Here is an 18,187-nt window from a genome sequence, read left to right as displayed (position 1 = left end):
TCATCCCGGTACGTTGAAGGTTTGGCGAGGTTATGAGGATGATGGAGAGCTGTCAATGAAAAAACATACGCTTGTTTGAAATGCCCGTTACAGGCGTGTTGCCAGAGGTTTCACGGCTGGCCGACGAGCCAGCGCATGGGTATGCTGGAGCCATCCCGCGTGTGTGTTACATCCACGCATCGTTTTAAGGAGTCTCTGTGGAGTTTTTCACCGAATACGCCAGCTTCCTGGCCAAGACCGTCACTCTGGTAATCGCCATTCTGGTGGTGCTCGCCAGTTTTGCCGCATTGCGCAGCAAGGGCCGGCGCAAGTCGGCGGGCCAGTTGCAGGTCAGCAAGCTCAATGATTTCTATAAAGGCCTGCGTGAGCGCCTGGAGCAAACCCTGCTCGACAAGGATCAGCTCAAAGCCCTGCGCAAGAGCGAGGCCAAGACCGAAAAAAGCGAGAAGAAACAGAAGAAAAAGCCTGAGGTTAAACCACGGGTGTTTGTGCTGGATTTCGACGGCGACATCAAAGCCTCGGCCACCGAGAGTCTGCGTCATGAGATCACTGCGCTGCTGACCCTCGCCACATCAAAGGACGAAGTCGTCCTGCGTCTGGAGAGCGGCGGAGGCATGGTGCACAGCTACGGTTTGGCATCGTCGCAACTGGCGCGAATCCGCGAAGCCGGCGTGCCGCTGACGGTGTGCATCGACAAGGTCGCAGCCAGCGGCGGCTACATGATGGCGTGCATCGGCGAAAAGATTATCAGCGCGCCGTTCGCGATTCTTGGCTCGATTGGCGTGGTCGCGCAATTGCCCAACGTCAACCGCTTGCTGAAGAAGCACGACATTGACTTTGAAGTGCTCACCGCCGGTGAGTACAAGCGCACCTTGACCGTGTTTGGCGAAAACACCGAAAAGGGCCGCGAGAAGTTTCAGGAAGACCTGGACATCACCCACCAACTGTTCAAGAACTTTGTTGCCCGCTACCGCCCGCAACTGGCCATCGATGACGTGGCAACCGGCGAAGTCTGGCTCGGTGTTGCGGCGCTGGACAAACAACTGGTCGATGAACTCAAGACCAGTGACGAATACCTCGCGCAAAAAGCCAAAACGACGGAGGTTTATCACCTGCATTACGCCGAACGCAAAAGCCTGCAGGAACGCATTGGCATGGCCGCCAGCGGGTCGGTGGATCGCGTGCTGTTGAGCTGGTGGAGCCGTTTGACCCAGCAGCGCTTCTGGTAAGTCAGTCAGGCATAAAAAAACGCCGGTCAATGACCGGCGTTTTTTGTCCGCAGTAAACCAACTGGCTTAGCGGCGACGGAACAGCGGCAGCGGTTCGTCGGTGGCAGCCTGGTAGGTCACCGAGAAGTCCTTGAGACCTTCCAGGGCTTCGTATGGGTCTTTGTCCGCACGTACCGCAAAGGCGTCGAAGCCGCAGCGGTGCATGTAGAACAACTGGTCGCGCAGCACATCGCCAATCGCTCGCAGTTCACCTTTGAAACCGTAACGGTCACGCAGCAGACGTGCGTTGGAGTAGTTGCGGCCGTCGGTGAACGCCGGGAAATTCAGCGCAATGACCTGGAACTCGGCGACGTCGTCACCGATTTCCTCGGCTTCTTCGTCGGCGTCCAGCCATACACCCAGGCCACCGTCGCGGGCCTTGAGCATACGGCTGTGTTCGCGCCACAGTTGCAGCGGCACGATCAGGTCGTCGCAGTTGCTGATCTCGTCGATGTTGAAATCCTTCGGCAGCAGGTGCCAGGTTTCGTCGACGACTTCGTTGTTCTTAATGATTCGCTGCATAGACGCGTTCCTTGAAGAGGTCGATGCCAATACGCTGATAGGTGTCGATGAAGCGTTCGTCTTCGGTACGTTGTTCCACGTACACGTCGATCAGCTTCGAGATGACGTCAGGCATGGCTTCCTGAGCGAAGGACGGGCCGAGGATCTTGCCCAGGCTCGCGTCACGGCTGGCACTGCCGCCGAGGGAGACCTGATAGAACTCTTCACCTTTCTTGTCCACCCCGAGGATGCCGATGTGGCCGACGTGGTGGTGACCACAGGCGTTCATGCAGCCGGAGATGTTCAGGTCCAGTTCGCCGATGTCGAACAGATAGTCCAGATCGTCGAAACGGCGCTGGATCGATTCGGCGATCGGGATCGATTTGGCGTTGGCCAGCGAGCAGAAATCACCGCCCGGGCAGCAGATGATGTCGGTCAGCAGGCCGATGTTCGGCGTGGCGAAACCGCCTTCACGCAGCTCGCCCCACAAGGTGAACAACTGGCTCTGCTCGACGTCAGCGAGAATGATGTTCTGCTCATGAGAGGTGCGCAGTTGACCGAAGCTGTAGCGCTCGGCCAGATCGGCGACGGCATCGAGCTGCTTGTCAGTGATGTCGCCCGGCGCGACGCCGGTCGGTTTCAGCGACAGGGTCACGGCCACATAACCCGGCTTCTTGTGCGCCAGGGTATTGCGGGTGCGCCAGCGAGCGAAGCCTGGATGTTCTTTGTCGAGATCGGCCAACTGGGTAGTCTGGTTGTCCAGCGCCTTGTAGTCCGGATCGACGAAGTGCTTGGCGACGCGATGCAGTTCAGCTTCGGTCAATGTGGTCTGGCCACCGCGCAGGTGTTCCATTTCCGCATCGACTTTCTGGGCGAACACTTCAGGCGTCAGTGCCTTGACGAGGATCTTGATCCGCGCCTTGTATTTGTTGTCGCGACGGCCGTAGCGGTTGTAGACCCGCAGGATCGCGTCGAGGTAGCTCAACAGGTCCTGCCACGGCAGGAACTCATTGATGAACGCGCCGACTACCGGGGTACGACCGAGGCCACCACCGACCAGAACGCGGAAGCCCAGTTCGCCGGCAGCGTTGTGCACCGGCTCGAGACCGATGTCGTGGACTTCAATGGCCGCACGGTCAGCGGTCGAACCGTTGACGGCGATCTTGAATTTACGCGGCAGGTAAGCGAATTCAGGGTGGAACGTGGTCCACTGACGGACGATCTCGCACCATGGGCGCGGGTCGATCACTTCGTCGGCAGCGACACCGGCGAACTGGTCGGTGGTGACGTTGCGCAGGCAGTTACCGCTGGTCTGGATCGCGTGCATCTGCACGGTGGCCAGTTCCGCGAGAATGTCCGGGATGTCTTCCACCGCCGGCCAGTTGAACTGCACGTTCTGCCGCGTACTGATGTGGGCGTAGCCCTTGTCGTAGTCGCGGGCAATCTTGGCCATCATGCGGGTCTGACGCGAAGTCAGCTGGCCGTAAGGCACTGCCACACGCAACATCGGCGCAAAACGCTGGATGTACAGGCCATTTTGCAGGCGCAGGGGGCGGAATTCTTCTTCGCTCAGCTCACCTGCCAGATAGCGTCGGGTCTGATCACGGAACTGCTTGACGCGGTCCTCGATGATCCGCTGATCGTACTCGTCGTATACGTACATATAAGTCCTGTTCTCAGGCTTGGGCTACTCGGAAAACGCTGCGTTTTCGCTTGCTGGAGTCCGATGTTGCCTCTGCAATTCTGCGCGCACGGCCGCGCACTCACTAACGGAGCCGGGGCAATATACCCGTTTGCAGTTATGCGCAAAAGTGATGTTTGAGTATATGTAAAGAACCAAATCGCCTAACGAGGACAGTTAATAGCTAATCCACATTTGTCGTGCGGACAATCATCGTCTTAACTGTGGACGAGTCTTTCTGCAATCACCGATAAAACCGATAAGAGGCGATGCAATGAGCAACCCGACCAAGGCAAGAAAAAGCGACAGCAGTGTCGATGCGTGGGCCATTTTGTTCCTGATCATTCTGGTAGTAGGGACGGCGGTATTCTGGGTCAGTCATCAGTAAACGACCCATCCGGGCCCGCGGCCGACGATTGTCGGACAAAAAACGGGATCAGGCGTCAATAGCTGGCGGTTCGAGGGCTATAATGCGCGGCCATTTTTTCTTGGGCCCGGATGCTTCATGTTCAAGTTTTTCCACATCAGTCTCCTGTTGTTCGGCGCGCTGTTCCAGACCGGCGCGCGGGCAGAGTCTGTGCTTTTTTTGAATCCGGGCTCGACGCAGGAAGCCTTCTGGGTCAGCTATTCGCAATTCATGCAGGCGGCCGCCCATGATCTTGGCATCGACCTGCAGATTCTTTACTCCCAACGCCAGCCAGAGCTGACCCTGGCTCAGGCGCGCGTCGCGTTGCAGGGGCCGAATCGTCCCAAATACCTGGTGTTCGTCAACGAACAATACGTCGCCCCGCAAATTCTGCGCCTGGCCGAGAACAGCGGCGTGAAGCTGTTTATGGTCAATGTGGCGCTGACACCTGACCAGCAGGCCTTGGTCGGCGAGCGTGACGATCGCATCGGCAGCCTGGTGCCAAACGACGAGGAGGGCGGTTACTTGATGATGAAGGAACTGATCCGCCTGCACTCACCGACGCCCGCTGCCGAGCCGATTGAAGTGTTGGCGTTCTCCGGGCTGAAGGTCACCCCTTCGGCGCAATTGCGCGAACGCGGCATGCAACGCGCGCTGGCCGAACACCCACAGATACGTCTGCGGCAACTGGTTTACAGCGGCTGGACGCAAGAGCGCGCCTATGAGCAGGCCAAACAGCTGTTCGCCCGTTACCCGAAGGTGTCGCTGGTGTGGTCGGCCAATGATGAAATGGCCTTCGGCGCAATGCGCGCCTACGCCGAGACCGGCAAAGTCCCCGGCAAAGATGCCTTGTTCAGTGCGGTCAACACTTCACCGGCGGCTTTGCAGGCACTGGTTGACGGGCGCCTGAGCGCGTTGGTCGGTGGACATTTCACCCTGGGCGGCTGGGCCTTGGTCGAGTTGCATGATGTCGAGCAAGGCGTCGAGTTGAATCACTACGGCGGTCGTGACCGGCAGATTCCTTTGCTGCAACTGATCGACAAGGCCCACGCCCGACAAATGCTGGCCATGGGCAAATCGCCGAACTACGGCGTGAACTTCCGCAAGCTCTCAGCCAAAGGGCAACCGGCGTCGTATCGCTACCCGTTCACCTTGCAGACCCTGATGCGCTGATCGGGTCAGATCCCGGCGAAATGCAGCACCAGTTTGACGATGGCAAACAGCGTCAAGGCAAACACCGCAGTGAACAGAATGCCCAATATTACGAAATGGCTGGGCTTGCCATGGGTGAAGTCCCTTGCCCGGTTCTTGCCGCTCTGCACCCCGAACGCCGCCGCCATCACGCTGTGCAGCATCTGCCAGAAGGTCGGCGGTTTGTTGTCGACTGGATCGTCCATAAATCCCTCGTCTGCCGTGTGTGTCAGACAAGCATAGCCAACCCTCTGCAGAGCAACGCAAAAAGCACATGTTGGGAAGGGGCAGGAGAGGGGTGCCAACAAAAACACCTGAATCCCTGTGGGAGCTGGCTTGCCAGCGATGAGGCCGGCACACGCGACATCAATGCTGGCTGACCCGACGCCATCGCTGGCAAGCCAGCTCCCACAGGTTTAGCGTTGGCTCACAATATTTGTGAACGACGTGGACACCTGTAGGCGCTGTCGGAGGCTGCTTAGTTGTCGTAGCCGAGGTTCGGCGCCAGCCAGCGCTCGGTCACGCTCAGCTCCTGGCCTTTGCGCGAGGTGTAGCTCTGTACCTGATCCTTGTCGACCTTGCCCACGGCAAAGTACTGCGCCTGTGGGTGCGCGAAGTACCAGCCGCTGACCGCTGCCGCCGGGAACATCGCGTAGTGCTCGGTGAGAAACACACCGCTGCGGCCGGCGCGCATTTCTTCAGCCTCCGGATCGAGCAGAGCGAACAGCGCCGCTTTCTCGGTGTGATCCGGGCATGCCGGATAACCCGGAGCAGGGCGGATGCCGCTGTATTGCTCTTTGATCAGCGCCTCATTGTCGAGCGTTTCGTCCTTGGCATAACCCCAGTGTTCTTTACGCACTTGCTGGTGCAGCCACTCGGCGCAGGCCTCGGCCAAACGGTCGGCGAGAGCCTTGACCATGATCGAGTTGTAATCGTCGCCAGCGTCCTGATAGGCCTTGGCCACTTCTTCGGCGCCAATGCCGGCGGTGGTGATGAAACCGCCGACGTAGTCGGTCACTTCGCTGTCCTTTGGCGCGACGAAGTCGGCCAGCGAGAAGTTCGGCTTGCCGTCGGTCTTGATGATCTGCTGGCGCAGGTGATGCAGCTTGGCCAATGGCTTGCCGTCATCGCCGTACAGTTCGATGTCGTCGTCATGCACCTGATTGGCCGGCCAGAAACCGAACACCGCACGAGCGCTGATCAGCTTCTCGTCGATCAGCTTGGCGAGCATCTCTTGCGCGTCCTTGTACAGCGCAGTGGCGGCTTCACCAACCACTTCGTCTTCGAGGATGCGCGGGAACTTGCCGGCCAGATCCCAGGAGATAAAGAACGGCGTCCAGTCGATGTATTCGGCCAACACCTTGAGATCAATGTTATCCAGCACCTTGCTGCCGGTGAAGGTCGGTTTGACCGGCTCGTAAGTCGCCCAGTCGAACTGCGGCTTCTTGGCGATGGCGGCGGCGTAGCTCAGACGCTCGGTACGGGCGCTGCGGTTGGCGGTGCGCTCGCGCACTTCGACATATTCGGCGCGGGTTCTTTCGACAAAGCCGGCTTTCAATTCTTTCGACAGCAACTGCGTCGCCACGCCCACGGCGCGGGAGGCGTCGGTGACGTAAACCACGGCATCATTGCTGTACTTCGGTTCGATCTTCACCGCTGTGTGCGCTTTGGAAGTGGTTGCGCCACCGATCATCAGCGGCAGATGGAAGTCCTGACGCTGCATCTCACGGGCCACGTGAACCATTTCATCCAGCGACGGCGTGATCAGGCCGGACAGGCCGATGATGTCGCATTTCTGCTCTTTGGCCACTTGTAGAATCTTCTCCGCCGGCACCATCACGCCGAGGTCGACGATGTCGTAGCCGTTACAGCCGAGCACCACGCCGACGATGTTCTTGCCGATGTCGTGCACGTCACCTTTGACTGTCGCCATGAGGATCTTGCCCTTGGCTTCCGGCTTGTCGCCTTTTTCCAGTTCGATGAACGGGATCAAGTGCGCCACGGCTTGTTTCATCACGCGGGCGGACTTCACCACTTGGGGCAGGAACATTTTGCCGGCGCCGAACAGGTCGCCAACGATGTTCATGCCGGACATCAGCGGGCCTTCGATCACTTCGATCGGGCGGGCGAACGACTGACGCGATTCTTCGGTGTCTTCAACGATATGGGTGGTGATGCCTTTGACCAGCGCATGCTCCAGACGCTTGTTGACGTCCCAGTTGCGCCATTCTTCAGTCTCGGCTTCCTTGACGCTACCGTCGCCCTTGTACTTGTCGGCGATGGCGAGGAGGGCGTCGGTGCCTTCCGGTGTGCGGTTGAGAATCACGTCTTCAACGGCGTCGCGCAGCTCCACAGGGATCTGGTCATAGATCTCCAGCTGACCGGCGTTGACGATGCCCATGGTCAGGCCGGCGCGGATCGCGTACAGCAGGAACACCGAGTGAATCGCTTCACGCACCGGGTTGTTGCCACGGAACGAGAACGACACGTTGGACACGCCACCGGACGTCAGTGCATACGGCAGCTCGTCGCGGATGTAGGCGCAGGCATTGATGAAGTCCACAGCGTAGTTGTTGTGTTCTTCGATACCGGTGGCCACGGCGAAGATGTTCGGGTCGAAGATGATGTCTTCCGGCGGGAAGCCCACTTCGTTGACCAGAATGTCGTAGGAGCGTTTGCAGATTTCTTTCTTGCGCGCTTCGGTGTCGGCCTGGCCGGCTTCGTCGAACGCCATCACCACCACGGCGGCGCCGTAGCGCTTGCACAGCTTGGCGTGATGGATGAACTGCTCGACGCCTTCTTTCATGCTGATCGAGTTGACGATGCCCTTGCCCTGAATGCACTTGAGGCCGGCTTCGATCACTTCCCATTTCGACGAGTCGATCATGATCGGTACGCGGGAGATGTCCGGTTCACCGGCGATCAGATTGAGGAAGGTCACCATGGCCTTCTTCGAATCGAGCATCCCTTCGTCCATGTTGATGTCGATCACCTGCGCACCGGCCTCGACCTGTTGCAGGGCGACTTCCAGCGCTTCGGTGTAGTTGTCTTCACGGATCAGGCGGGCGAATTTCGCGGAACCGGTGATGTTGGTGCGCTCGCCGACGTTGACGAACAACGAGCTGCGATCGATGGTGAACGGCTCCAGACCCGAGAGGCGGCAGGCCTTCGGGATGTCCGGAATTTCACGCGGCGCATAACCGGCCACGGCTTTGGCGATGGCCTCGATGTGCCCCGGCGTGGTGCCGCAGCAGCCGCCGACGATATTGAGGAAGCCGCTTTGAGCGAACTCTTCGATGACCTTGGCGGTTTGCGACGGCAATTCGTCGTATTCGCCGAACTCGTTCGGCAGACCGGCGTTCGGGTGCGCCGAAACGTGGGTGCTGGCCTTGTTCGACAGCTCTTCCAGATAAGGACGCAATTCACTGGCGCCGAGTGCGCAGTTCAAGCCGACCGAAATGGGCTTGGCGTGGGCCACGGAGTTCCAGAACGCTTCGGTGGTCTGGCCCGACAAGGTGCGGCCGGAGGCGTCAGTGATGGTGCCGGAAATCATGATCGGCAGTTCGATGTGCAGCTCTTCGAACACGCCTTGCACAGCGAAGATTGCTGCTTTGGCGTTGAGGGTGTCGAAAATGGTTTCGATCAGGATCAGGTCGGCACCGCCCTCGATCAGACCTTTGGTGGCTTCGGTGTAGTTTTCCACCAACTCATCAAAGGTGACGTTGCGGTAGCCGGGGTTGTTGACGTCAGGCGACAGCGAGCAGGTTCGGCTGGTCGGGCCGAGCACGCCGGCGACGAAGCGCGGCTTGTCGGGGTTCTCGGCAGTCTTGGCGTCGGCGATCTTGCGCGCCAGGCGTGCGCCTTCTACGTTTAGCTCGTAGGCCAGCTCTTCCATGCCGTAGTCGGCCATGGAAATACGCGTGGCGTTGAAGGTGTTGGTTTCCAGAATGTCGGCGCCGGCATCCAGATAGGCTTTCTCGATGCCACCGATCACGTCCGGACGGGTGATTACCAAGAGGTCGTTGTTGCCTTTGACGTCACTCGGCCAGTCCGCAAAGCGTTTGCCGCGATAATCCTGCTCTTCGAGCTTGTAGCTCTGGATCATCGTGCCCATACCGCCGTCGAGTATCAGGATGCGCTCTTTGAGGGCTTGCTTGAGAGCTTGAAGGCGGACACTGCGATCGGACATGTGGACTACTCGGAAAGGCCATTACGAAGGAGCGGGATCATAACAAACCTGTGCGCTTTTAGAGCATGTTGGGGTTTTTCATGAATATCGCTCATGTTGGTACGAACGTCATACTGTAGAATCGCGGCGTTTTTCTTCAGGATCGGGATCAAGGGCATGTCGTACCGCGTCATCAGCATTGTGTTGCTGTTTTTAAGCTGGGGCGCCGTTGCGCAAGAGCCCACGATCTCTTATAGCCGCGACATCCAACCAATATTCACCGAGAAGTGCGTTGCTTGCCATGCGTGCTACGACTCCGCTTGTCAGCTCAATCTGGGCAGTGGCGAAGGGGCGGGCCGTGGCGCAAGCAAGATGCCAGTCTACGACGGCGAGCGCACTGAAGCGGCGCCGACTACCCGATTGTTTTACGACGCCTTCGGCAAACGTGCCTGGCAGCAGAAAGGCTTCTATTCGGTGCTCGATGCCCAGGGCAGTCAGGCCGCGCTGATGGCGCGCATGTTGGAGTTGGGGCACAAAACGCCGTTGACGCCAAACGCCAAGCTGCCCGAAGACATCGTCCTGGGCCTCAATCGCGAAAACATGTGCGCGATGCCCGCCGAATTCGAAGGCTATGCCGGCGCGCACCCGAAAGAAGGCATGCCACTGGCTGTGACCGGGCTGACCGATCAGCAATACCAGACGCTGCAGCGCTGGCTGGCGTCTGGCGCGCCGATTGACGAACAAGGCCTGGCGCCGAGCGCCAAAGAGGCGATGCAAGTCGTCCAGTGGGAAAACCTGCTCAACACTCCCGGCGCCCGGCAAAGTCTGGTTGGGCGCTGGTTGTTCGAACACTGGTATCTCGCGCACATCTATTTCAAGGATGGCGAGCCGGGGCATTACTTCCAGTGGGTGCGATCGCGCACGCCGACCGGTCAGCCGATTGACCTGATCGCTACCCGTCGCCCCAACGATGATCCGGGGACGCAGGTGTATTACCGCTTGTGGCCGGTGCAAGGGGTGATCGTGCACAAGACCCACATCACTTATCCGCTGAGCGCGGCGAAGATGGCGCGGGTCAAAAGCCTGTTCTACAGCGGTAACTGGCAAGTCAACGCCTTGCCGGGATACGGACCGCAGAGCCGGGCCAATCCTTTCGCCACATTCGAGGCGATTCCGGCGCAAGCGCGCTATCAGTTCATGCTCGATAACGCCGAATATTTCGTCCGTACATTTATTCGCGGCCCGGTGTGCCGTGGCCAGATCGCCACCGACGTGATCCGTGACAACTTCTGGGCGCTGTTCCAGGCACCCGAGCATGACCTCTATATCACCGACCCCAATTATCGCGGTCAGGCCACGCCGTTGCTGGCCATGCCGGGGCAGAACGATGACGTCGGCAGCGTGCTGAGCCTGTGGCGCAATTACCGTGACAAACGAAACGAATACGAAGCTCTACGTCGCGACAGCTACGCCGATTTGCCTGCACCGAGCTGGTCGACCCTGTGGGCCGGCAACGACAACGCGCTGCTGAGCATTTTCCGTCACTTCGACAGTGCCTCGGTGACCAAAGGCCTGATCGGCGAGGTGCCGCAAACGATGTGGCTGTTCGACTATCCGCTGCTGGAACGCACCTATTACCAATTGGCGGTCAACTTCGATGTGTTCGGCAACGTCTCCCATCAGGCGCAAACGCGCCTGTATTTCGACCTGATCCGCAACGGCGCCGAGCAGAACTTCCTGCGCCTGATGCCAGCCGATTCCCGCGAGGACTACCTCGACGATTGGTATCAGAACGGTGGCCAATTCAAGATGTGGCTCGATTACGAAGCCATCGACGACGACAAACCGACGGGGCTGAAGCTGGACGAGAAGAATCCGAAACACGATTTCGCCATGCAATTGTTGTCTCGCTATGGCGATCTGAACGCGCGACCTGATCCGATCAATCGTTGCGACGGCGCCTATTGCTCGCGGCCGAATATCGACCCTGGGTTGCAAAATGCCGAACAAGCGCTAAGCCGTCTGACGTCGCGCCCGGCTGCGGGCCTGAAGGTCATCGATCAGCTGCCGGAAGCCACCTTGCTGCGCATCGAAACCGCCAGCGGCAAGCGCGAGGTCTACAGCCTGTTGCGCAACCGCGCGCACAGCAACGTGGCGTTCCTGCTCGGTGAGTCGCTGCGTTATCAGCCGGGGCTGGACACCATCACGATCTATCCGGGTGTACTCAGCAGTTATCCGAACTTCATGTTCAACATTCCTGCAGACCAAGTCTCTGAATTTGTCGATGCGATGGAAAACGCCAAAGACGCCAATCGTTTCGAGAAAATCGTCGAACGTTGGGGTATTCGCCGCAGTCACCCGCAATTCTGGTTTTATTTCCACGACCTGAGCCAATACATCCACGAAACCGAGCCGGTGGAAGAGGGCGTACTGGACATGAACCGCTACGAGAATCTTTGATCGTTTGAGGCAGGCCTGCTGTCCCAAATCTTAGCAACACCGCAAACCCTGTGTAGGAGCTGTCGAGTGAAACGAGGCTGCGATCTTTTGATCTGGTTTTTTTGAAATCAAGATCAAAAGATCGCAGCATGCCGCAGCTCCTGCAGGGGGGTGGTGATATCAAAGGGGTGGATGGAGGCAGTCGATGTTGATCTCAGTACAGGCCCTGCGTGCGCTCGCCGCGTGGACGGTGGTCTGTCACCATTTCATGCAGATTTTCTTCGATTTTCACGCGCGTGGGCCGGTTGGTCAGTTGTTCATCGACAAAGGTGCGGTAGGGGTCGATATCTTCTTTGTCATCAGCGGTCTGGTGATTTTCCTGTCGACCGAGAACAAGACCCTGCGGCCCAGACAGTTCCTGCTGTATCGGCTCTGCCGTATCGTGCCGGCGTATTGGCTGTATACGTTGCTGATGGCATTGCTGGTGGTTTACGCGCAGCCGCTACTGCCCGATCAGACAGTCGACTGGGGACATTTCCTCTCATCGCTGCTGTTCATCCCCACAGAGAATCCCGGCGGTTACGGGATCTATCCGACGTTGAATGTCGGCTGGACTCTCAATTACGAAATGCTGTTTTACGTGCTGTTTGCCTGCGCGCTGGTGTTTCGCTGGCAGATTCGCTTGCTGGTGGTCGCAGCCTTGCTGTTTTCCGCATGTCAGGCGTTCGGGTGTGTTAACGAGTTCTACCGTGCAGACATCGTCTACGAGTTTTTGCTCGGGATCGGCATTGGTGTGCTCTATCGCCGAGGGATGATCAGCGCGGGGTTATGGTTGCCTTTGCTGGGGATCGTCGGCGCATTACTGGCGATTTATCACCTGGCTCCGGCACCGAGGCTGCTCAACTGGGGCGTGCCGAGCGCGGTGCTGGTCATGGCGTGCATGGCGCTGGAGCGCTACGTCGAGCGCAGTCGGGTGCTCAAGCTGTTGGGCGATTGCTCCTATTCGGTCTATCTGATGCATGTGCTGGTGCTGTCAGCCGGCGGGTTCCTGGCCCAGCGCTACGGGATCAACCCCTATCTGATGTTCGTCGTTTGTGCTTTGGCTATCGGTGTCGGCTCCTGGTTGAGCTACGAATGGGTGGAAAAGCGCAGCTACCGTTGGCTCAAGGCGCGGATTGACGGCGAGCCTGTCGAGAATCTTTCCCGACAAAAATACTAGGACTTTGTCCGGCGCAATGATTGGCGTAAACTCCGCCACAAGCCTGCGAGGAGTTTCCATGACCGCTATTACCATTACTGACGCCGCCCACGATTACCTGGCCGATCTGCTCTCCAAGCAGAACACCCCGGGTATCGGTATTCGCGTCTTCATCACCCAGCCTGGCACCCAGTACGCCGAAACCTGCATTGCCTACTGCAAGCCGGGTGAAGAAAAACCTGAAGACACCGCGCTGGGGCTGAAAAGCTTCACCGCTTATATCGATTCGTTCAGCGAAGCATTCCTGGATGACGCGGTAGTCGACTACGCCACTGATCGCATGGGCGGCCAGCTGACCATCAAGGCGCCAAATGCCAAAGTACCGATGGTCAACGCCGACAGCCCGGTCAACGAGCGCATCAATTACTACCTGCAAACCGAAATCAACCCGGGGCTGGCCAGCCACGGCGGTCAGGTCAGCCTGATCGATGTGGTTGAAGACGGCATCGCCGTGCTTCAGTTCGGTGGCGGTTGCCAAGGCTGCGGTCAGGCCGACGTGACCTTGAAGGAAGGCATCGAGCGCACCTTGCTCGAGCGTATTCCTGAGCTCAAGGGCGTTCGCGACGTGACCGACCACACGCAGAAAGAAAACGCCTACTACTAAGTAAGGTGTTCACTGCGAGCATAAAAAACGGCGCCCCGTGAGCGCCGTTTTTTTTTGCGTTGATCGTTCCCACGCTCTGCGTTTCCGTTCACGGTCTATACAAATGCGCATGCCCCGCGCGATATAGCGATGACTCGCTAAACACCTCACTCCCCAACACCCGCCCAACCAGAATCAATGCCGTGCGCCGAAACCCCTTGGCCACCACCTTCTCGGCAATATCTTCGATTGTCCCCACCACCCAATCCTGATCCGGCCATGTCGCCCGGTGAATCACTGCAATCGGGCAATCCGCGCCGTAATGCGGGCGTAGTTCAGCGAGGATCTTTTCCAGATGATTGACCCCCAGATGAATCGCCATGGTCGCGCCATGCTGCGCCAAACTGCCCAGATCCTCGCCCGCCGGCATTGCGGTTTTGTCGGCATAGCGGGTCAGAATCACGCTCTGTGATACATCGGGCAGGGTCAGTTCGGCGCCCAGCAATGCTGCGCACGCGGCGGTTGCCGTCACCCCTGGAATGATTTCGAACGGAATATCCAGCTCACGCAAATAGCGAATCTGCTCGCCAATCGCGCCATACAGGCTCGGATCGCCAGAATGCACTCGCGCCACATCCTGGCCCTTGGCATGGGCGGCTTTGATCAGATCGATGATCTGTTCCAGATGCAGCTCCGCGCTGTTTATCACGGTTTCTGCCTGATGACCGTCGAGCACCGCCGCCGGCACCAGCGAACCTGCGTAGATGATCACCGGGCAACTGCGGATCAGCCGTTGACCTTTGACGGTGATCAGTTCCGGGTCGCCGGGGCCGGCGCCGATGAAATAAACGGTCATCGTTGAATCCTTTGGAAAAGAGGCACAGCAATGCTTCAGATGAAGATCGCTCATGATCGATGGCGGAGATTATCGGGATTTTACGCGGCGCCGGCCAATGCCAACGTTGCCTGCGCGTACTTTTGCCGGGAGATCAGCAGTTTGGCCGGTGCCTGAATCAGTTGTTCAGCAAGTGCCAACGCCGCACTTTCCGCTACTCCATAGCAACCGGTGCGTTCATAGGCGATCTGCGAGTGATGACTGAGCTGTTGCTGGTAACTGGCCAATTGTTCACTGCTGAAGTACAGCAACGGCAAGGCCAATTGTGCGGCCAGTTCTTGTAAGCCCGGCTCATCACGCTTCAAGTCGATGCTGGCCAAGGCTTTGACTGCTTGCAGTTCGATGCGATGGGCCTGCAAGGCTTGATCGAGTAACGCGCGCAGCGTGCTGGCGGGGCAGCCGCGCTGGCAGCCCAGGCCGACCACGAAAGTCGGCGCTGCGCGGTCATTCGTCATGCGTGGTATTGGCCATCGCTTTTGCGGCGGAACAACCAGGCACTGATCAGGCCCAGGGCCAGCCAGAACGCCACGTTGGTCAACTGCGAAGCGATTTTGAACTGTGCTTCGAGGGCTTCTGGCGCCAGCATCGAATGCACTTCCGGTTGCGGGGCGCCGATCACATGCGGCACGGCAAGGATCGCCACACCGAGGATCCGCATCAGCCAGTGACGGCTGAACGCGATCAACGCCAGACCTGCAGCGGTGGAGGCGGCTGTGCTGATCCACCAGAGCTGCCGGGAAGCCAGATCCGCCGCAGCAGTGCCTGGCAATTCAGGCGGTAAGCCCAGGGTCGGTGCCAGGACGAACGTAGCGTAACCGGCCAGCCCCCAGAGCAGGCCTTGCGAAGTTTTGGTCGGTGCACGCAGGGTGTATAGGCCGGCAAGCATCAGGGCAAAACCCACGGCCACTACCAGATTGCCGCCGGTGGTCGAAACCACGCGCTGCCAGCCGTCTTCCGGCTCCCACGCTTCAGCATCGTGAGTATGGGCAGTGGCGCCGGCTGCATGTTCGTGCATCTCAGCCGCCGGTTCAGACTTTTCGTAGGTTTCGGCCTGCAGAATCAGCGGCGAAACCCAGAAACTTTGCAGCAGGGTGAGGAGCAGGGCGGCCAGCAGACCGGTAAAACCTGCTGTCTGCGCAATTCGCTTGATCATGTCGGCAGGTCTCAGTGGCACGGGAACGCGGCGCTGTGGCGGGTATCGTGGGCGGCGTTGTGCACTGCTTCGATATGCGAGAAACCGGCGAAATAAACCAGGCTGGCGCCGAGGATCGACGCGAAGATGGCGGCGGTCAGGCGTTGGCTCAGGGTGGTGGTGCTGGCGATTTTATCCGTGTTGCTGCCGGTGCTGCTGATGATCGACATGGCGCTTCCCTCTGGAATGTCAGCGGGGTAATAGAGCGCATGAAACCCCCTGCGAATCGGGCACGCAGGGGTTCGAACAGCGCCCGCCCACCGCGGGTTTGTTATGTTCAGCGACGCACAAATGCGGGCTGTGTGTTGCGGGCCGGTCTCCGGGCTCACGAGGGGTTGGCGTAGGGCCGACCTGCAAGCGTCACCTTCCCATACCTTGCCGGCACAGTGGTTTTGACGCTTCGCTCGCTTACCGTTGCGGGGGCAGCACCGGACTGACATGGCTTTAGAGTAAAGCACATGATTCACCGGTTTCCCGTTTCACCCTGTGAAGGGCACCCGTAACAAGTTGCGTAGGAGAGCATGTTGGGGGGATTTGAGTCAATTGAATGGGGGCATATCCGTTGCTGCGGTGATGGCTGCTTAGGGTTCCGCCTTTACGGCGGGTCACTTTGGCAAACGCCCCAAAGTAACCAAAGGTCTGTGCCCTGACGTTCGGCCCCCGCTGTGGCTCGGGTTCCTTCGCTCCGGGATCGATCCGGGCGCAGTCGCCTGCGGTTTGCTTCGCTGCACCTCCTCTCGATGTGTTTGGCTTCGCCAAACGGTCGCTGCGCTCCCACCCCCGGATCAATCCCTCCACTCAGCCTGCCGACGGGCCTTTTTAAGATCAAGAGCGGTACTCGAGCTAACGCTCATTGTGTTGAGTGGGGCGGGTGTACTTATTTTTTTTGGAGCTGGCTTGCCAGCGAGGCCTGACAGCCGACCAGGCTCTGGTGGGTGTACTCATTCCCTGTAGGAGCTGCCGAAGGCTGCGATCTTTTGATCCGCTCTGGCTCTGGCTTTTGACGTTGCTTTTGATCTCCAGGCCCACCGTAGCGAGGGAACACTGAGCCTCAGCGAAGTGCCGTACGTCAGGGTAAAGCCTTTTGGGTTACCTTTTCGCTGGGCCGGCATTCCGGCGTTTGGAAAAGGTGACCCGCCGTAAGGGCGGAACCCTAAGCAGCCATCACCGCAGCAACGGATAGGCCCCCAAACCAAACATTGACCCATAAGCAAGCCATGCGTAGCCTTGCGCTTTCGAGGTTCTTCGGCACTAGCCGAAGCTAAGAAGGGAACGCGGTCAATGCCGCGGCTGCCCCCGCAACTGTGAACGGTGAAGTTCGTTGCCAAGCCACTGCCAGCTCAATCCACAGAGCCAGCGGGAAGGCGCAACGAATGCCAGGCCCAATGCCTGAACACCGTCAGCCAGGAGACCTGCCTCGTCCAGATTCTCACTACAACCGGGCGGGGTGATCCGGTGGCGAATGCTTCCGGCGCGTGCTCGCGTTGCCGGTTCTCGTCCCGTATGCCCGCCACCTTGCCAAAGGGCATACCGATGAAAACACTGGCCAAACTCCCCGTCACCATCGTCACCGGCTTCCTCGGCTCGGGCAAAACCACCTTGCTGCGACACATGCTCGACAACGCTCAGGGCCGCCGCATCGCGGTGATCGTCAACGAGTTCGGCGAGCTGGGCATCGACGGTGAGATCCTCAAGCAATGCACCATCGGCTGCACCGAAGAAGAAGCCACCGGACGCGTTTACGAACTGGCCAACGGCTGCCTGTGCTGCACCGTTCAGGAAGAATTCTTCCCGGTGATGCGCGAACTGGTTGCCCGTCGCGGCGACCTCGACCACATCCTCATCGAAACCTCCGGTCTGGCCCTGCCAAAACCGCTGGTACAAGCCTTCCAGTGGCCGGAAATCCGCAGCGCCTGCACCGTTGATGCGGTCATCACCGTGGTCGACAGCCCGGCCGTGGCCGCCGGCACCTTCGCCGCGTTCCCGGATCAGGTCGATGCCCAGCGCAAACTCGATCCGAATCTGGACCACGAGTCGCCGCTGCACGAATTGTTCGCCGACCAACTGGCCAGCGCCGACCTCGTCATTCTCAACAAAGCCGACCAGACCAGCCCGGAAGACCTCGCTCGCGTACGTCTTGAAGTCGCCGAAGAACTGCCGCCAGCGGTGAAAATCGTCGAAGCCAGCAACGGCCGTCTGCCGCTGGACGTGCTGATCGGACTCGGCGCCGGTTCCGAAGAACACATCGATAGCCGCCACAGCCATCACGATCACCACCACGACGGTGACGACGATCACGATGACCACGATCACGACGCTTTCGATTCGATCTCCATCGAGCTGCCGCAAGCCGACGAAAGCTTGCTGCTCGACGCCCTGACGCAACTGGTGGTCCAGCACGGCATCCTGCGTGTGAAGGGGTTTGCAGCGATCCCGAACAAACCGATGCGCCTGCTGATTCAAGGCGTGGGTACGCGTTTCGACAAGCACTTCGACCGTCAGTGGGGCACCGAAGAAGCCCGCGTCACGCGTCTGGTGTTGATCGGTCAGGAACTCGACGCCGCTCAACTCGAAGCGCAACTGCGCGCCGCACTCAGCGTTTAAG

The 18,187-nt window shown here is 59.1% G+C and carries 14 protein-coding genes and 2 riboswitches; of the genes, 6 read left to right on the top strand and 8 right to left on the bottom strand.

Going from position 1 to position 18,187, the window contains the following annotated elements:
- Window positions 1-197: 197 nt before the first annotated feature.
- Entirely contained in the window at window positions 198-1,229 is a 1,032-nt protein-coding gene (sohB, locus tag PSH79_RS15350) for a protease SohB (RefSeq protein ID WP_305438178.1), read from the top strand.
- A gap of 66 nt (window positions 1,230-1,295) precedes the next feature.
- Here the strand turns inward: sohB and PSH79_RS15345 are convergent, their stop codons facing one another.
- Both PSH79_RS15345 and PSH79_RS15340 read right to left on the bottom strand, forming a co-directional pair.
- A complete protein-coding gene (locus PSH79_RS15345; RefSeq protein ID WP_095189786.1) occupies window positions 1,296-1,790 on the bottom strand; it encodes a DUF934 domain-containing protein in 495 nt (164 codons plus the stop codon).
- A complete protein-coding gene (locus PSH79_RS15340) occupies window positions 1,774-3,432 on the bottom strand; it encodes a nitrite/sulfite reductase (protein ID WP_305438174.1) in 1,659 nt (552 codons plus the stop codon). Before PSH79_RS15340 ends, PSH79_RS15345 begins: the two co-directional genes overlap by 17 nt.
- Before the next feature lie 523 nt (window positions 3,433-3,955).
- On the opposite strand from PSH79_RS15340, the gene PSH79_RS15335 reads away from it, so the two are divergent.
- Window positions 3,956-5,029, top strand: a complete 1,074-nt coding sequence (locus tag PSH79_RS15335) for an ABC transporter substrate-binding protein (RefSeq protein WP_305438173.1) — start codon at window positions 3,956-3,958, stop codon at window positions 5,027-5,029.
- Between the two features lie 5 nt (window positions 5,030-5,034).
- Here the strand turns inward: PSH79_RS15335 and PSH79_RS15330 are convergent, their stop codons facing one another.
- Both PSH79_RS15330 and metH read right to left on the bottom strand, forming a co-directional pair.
- Window positions 5,035-5,253, bottom strand: coding sequence for a DUF2970 domain-containing protein (locus tag PSH79_RS15330; protein WP_305438172.1), 219 nt, complete (start codon window positions 5,251-5,253; stop codon window positions 5,035-5,037).
- 272 nt (window positions 5,254-5,525) lie between these two features.
- Window positions 5,526-9,236 carry a methionine synthase gene (gene metH, locus PSH79_RS15325; RefSeq protein ID WP_305438170.1) on the bottom strand — a complete coding sequence of 1,237 codons (3,711 nt, stop codon included), beginning with the start codon at window positions 9,234-9,236 and terminating at the stop codon, window positions 5,526-5,528.
- A gap of 156 nt (window positions 9,237-9,392) precedes the next feature.
- On the opposite strand from metH, the gene PSH79_RS15320 reads away from it, so the two are divergent.
- The 3 genes from PSH79_RS15320 (at window position 9,393) to nfuA (ending at window position 13,516) form a co-directional block, all read left to right on the top strand.
- On the top strand, window positions 9,393-11,675 hold the full coding sequence (locus tag PSH79_RS15320; RefSeq protein WP_305438168.1) for a fatty acid cis/trans isomerase: 2,283 nt from the start codon (window positions 9,393-9,395) through the stop codon (window positions 11,673-11,675).
- Window positions 11,676-11,859: 184 nt separating this feature from the next.
- On the top strand, window positions 11,860-12,873 hold the full coding sequence (locus PSH79_RS15315; protein ID WP_305438166.1) for an acyltransferase: 1,014 nt from the start codon (window positions 11,860-11,862) through the stop codon (window positions 12,871-12,873).
- A gap of 58 nt (window positions 12,874-12,931) precedes the next feature.
- Window positions 12,932-13,516 (top strand): Fe-S biogenesis protein NfuA, encoded by a 585-nt coding sequence (gene nfuA / locus PSH79_RS15310; RefSeq protein ID WP_003225494.1) that lies wholly within the window; start codon window positions 12,932-12,934, stop codon window positions 13,514-13,516.
- An 88-nt stretch (window positions 13,517-13,604) separates the two neighbouring features.
- Here the strand turns inward: nfuA and cobM are convergent, their stop codons facing one another.
- The 4 genes from cobM to PSH79_RS15290 form a co-directional block, all read right to left on the bottom strand.
- Window positions 13,605-14,351, bottom strand: coding sequence for a precorrin-4 C(11)-methyltransferase (cobM, locus tag PSH79_RS15305; protein ID WP_305438164.1), 747 nt, complete (start codon window positions 14,349-14,351; stop codon window positions 13,605-13,607).
- An 80-nt stretch (window positions 14,352-14,431) separates the two neighbouring features.
- Entirely contained in the window at window positions 14,432-14,845 is a 414-nt protein-coding gene (locus PSH79_RS15300; protein ID WP_305438163.1) for a cobalamin biosynthesis protein, read from the bottom strand.
- Window positions 14,842-15,543, bottom strand: coding sequence for a CbtA family protein (locus PSH79_RS15295; protein ID WP_305438162.1), 702 nt, complete (start codon window positions 15,541-15,543; stop codon window positions 14,842-14,844). Before PSH79_RS15295 ends, PSH79_RS15300 begins: the two co-directional genes overlap by 4 nt.
- An 11-nt stretch (window positions 15,544-15,554) precedes the next feature.
- Window positions 15,555-15,752 carry a CbtB domain-containing protein gene (locus PSH79_RS15290; protein WP_093430890.1) on the bottom strand — a complete coding sequence of 66 codons (198 nt, stop codon included), beginning with the start codon at window positions 15,750-15,752 and terminating at the stop codon, window positions 15,555-15,557.
- 122 nt (window positions 15,753-15,874) lie between these two features.
- Window positions 15,875-16,098: riboswitch (cobalamin riboswitch) on the bottom strand.
- Window positions 16,099-16,803: 705 nt separating this feature from the next.
- A riboswitch (cobalamin riboswitch) is annotated at window positions 16,804-17,017 on the top strand.
- A gap of 98 nt (window positions 17,018-17,115) precedes the next feature.
- Here PSH79_RS15290 and cobW point away from each other — a divergent pair.
- Window positions 17,116-18,186: a cobalamin biosynthesis protein CobW gene (gene cobW / locus PSH79_RS15285; protein WP_305438160.1), complete on the top strand. Its 1,071-nt coding sequence runs from the start codon at window positions 17,116-17,118 to the stop codon at window positions 18,184-18,186.
- The last annotated feature ends 1 nt before the right edge of the window (window position 18,187 follow it).

This window comes from Pseudomonas sp. FP2196 (genome assembly GCF_030687715.1).
Lineage (GTDB): Bacteria > Pseudomonadota > Gammaproteobacteria > Pseudomonadales > Pseudomonadaceae > Aquipseudomonas.
This window is presented reverse-complemented; position numbering and strand designations above follow the sequence as displayed.

Coding starts and splice junctions, on each gene's coding strand:
- metH (WP_305438170.1), bottom strand. CDS start 9,236: ATGTCCGATCGCAGTGTCCGCCTTCAAGCTCTCAAGCAAGCCCTCAAA.
- PSH79_RS15320 (WP_305438168.1), top strand. CDS start 9,393: ATGTCGTACCGCGTCATCAGCATTGTGTTGCTGTTTTTAAGCTGGGGC.
- PSH79_RS15335 (WP_305438173.1), top strand. CDS start 3,956: ATGTTCAAGTTTTTCCACATCAGTCTCCTGTTGTTCGGCGCGCTGTTC.
- PSH79_RS15340 (WP_305438174.1), bottom strand. CDS start 3,432: ATGTACGTATACGACGAGTACGATCAGCGGATCATCGAGGACCGCGTC.
- PSH79_RS15345 (WP_095189786.1), bottom strand. CDS start 1,790: ATGCAGCGAATCATTAAGAACAACGAAGTCGTCGACGAAACCTGGCAC.
- PSH79_RS15295 (WP_305438162.1), bottom strand. CDS start 15,543: ATGATCAAGCGAATTGCGCAGACAGCAGGTTTTACCGGTCTGCTGGCC.
- PSH79_RS15330 (WP_305438172.1), bottom strand. CDS start 5,253: ATGGACGATCCAGTCGACAACAAACCGCCGACCTTCTGGCAGATGCTG.
- cobM (WP_305438164.1), bottom strand. CDS start 14,351: ATGACCGTTTATTTCATCGGCGCCGGCCCCGGCGACCCGGAACTGATC.
- nfuA (WP_003225494.1), top strand. CDS start 12,932: ATGACCGCTATTACCATTACTGACGCCGCCCACGATTACCTGGCCGAT.
- cobW (WP_305438160.1), top strand. CDS start 17,116: ATGAAAACACTGGCCAAACTCCCCGTCACCATCGTCACCGGCTTCCTC.
- PSH79_RS15290 (WP_093430890.1), bottom strand. CDS start 15,752: ATGTCGATCATCAGCAGCACCGGCAGCAACACGGATAAAATCGCCAGC.
- PSH79_RS15315 (WP_305438166.1), top strand. CDS start 11,860: ATGTTGATCTCAGTACAGGCCCTGCGTGCGCTCGCCGCGTGGACGGTG.
- PSH79_RS15300 (WP_305438163.1), bottom strand. CDS start 14,845: ATGACGAATGACCGCGCAGCGCCGACTTTCGTGGTCGGCCTGGGCTGC.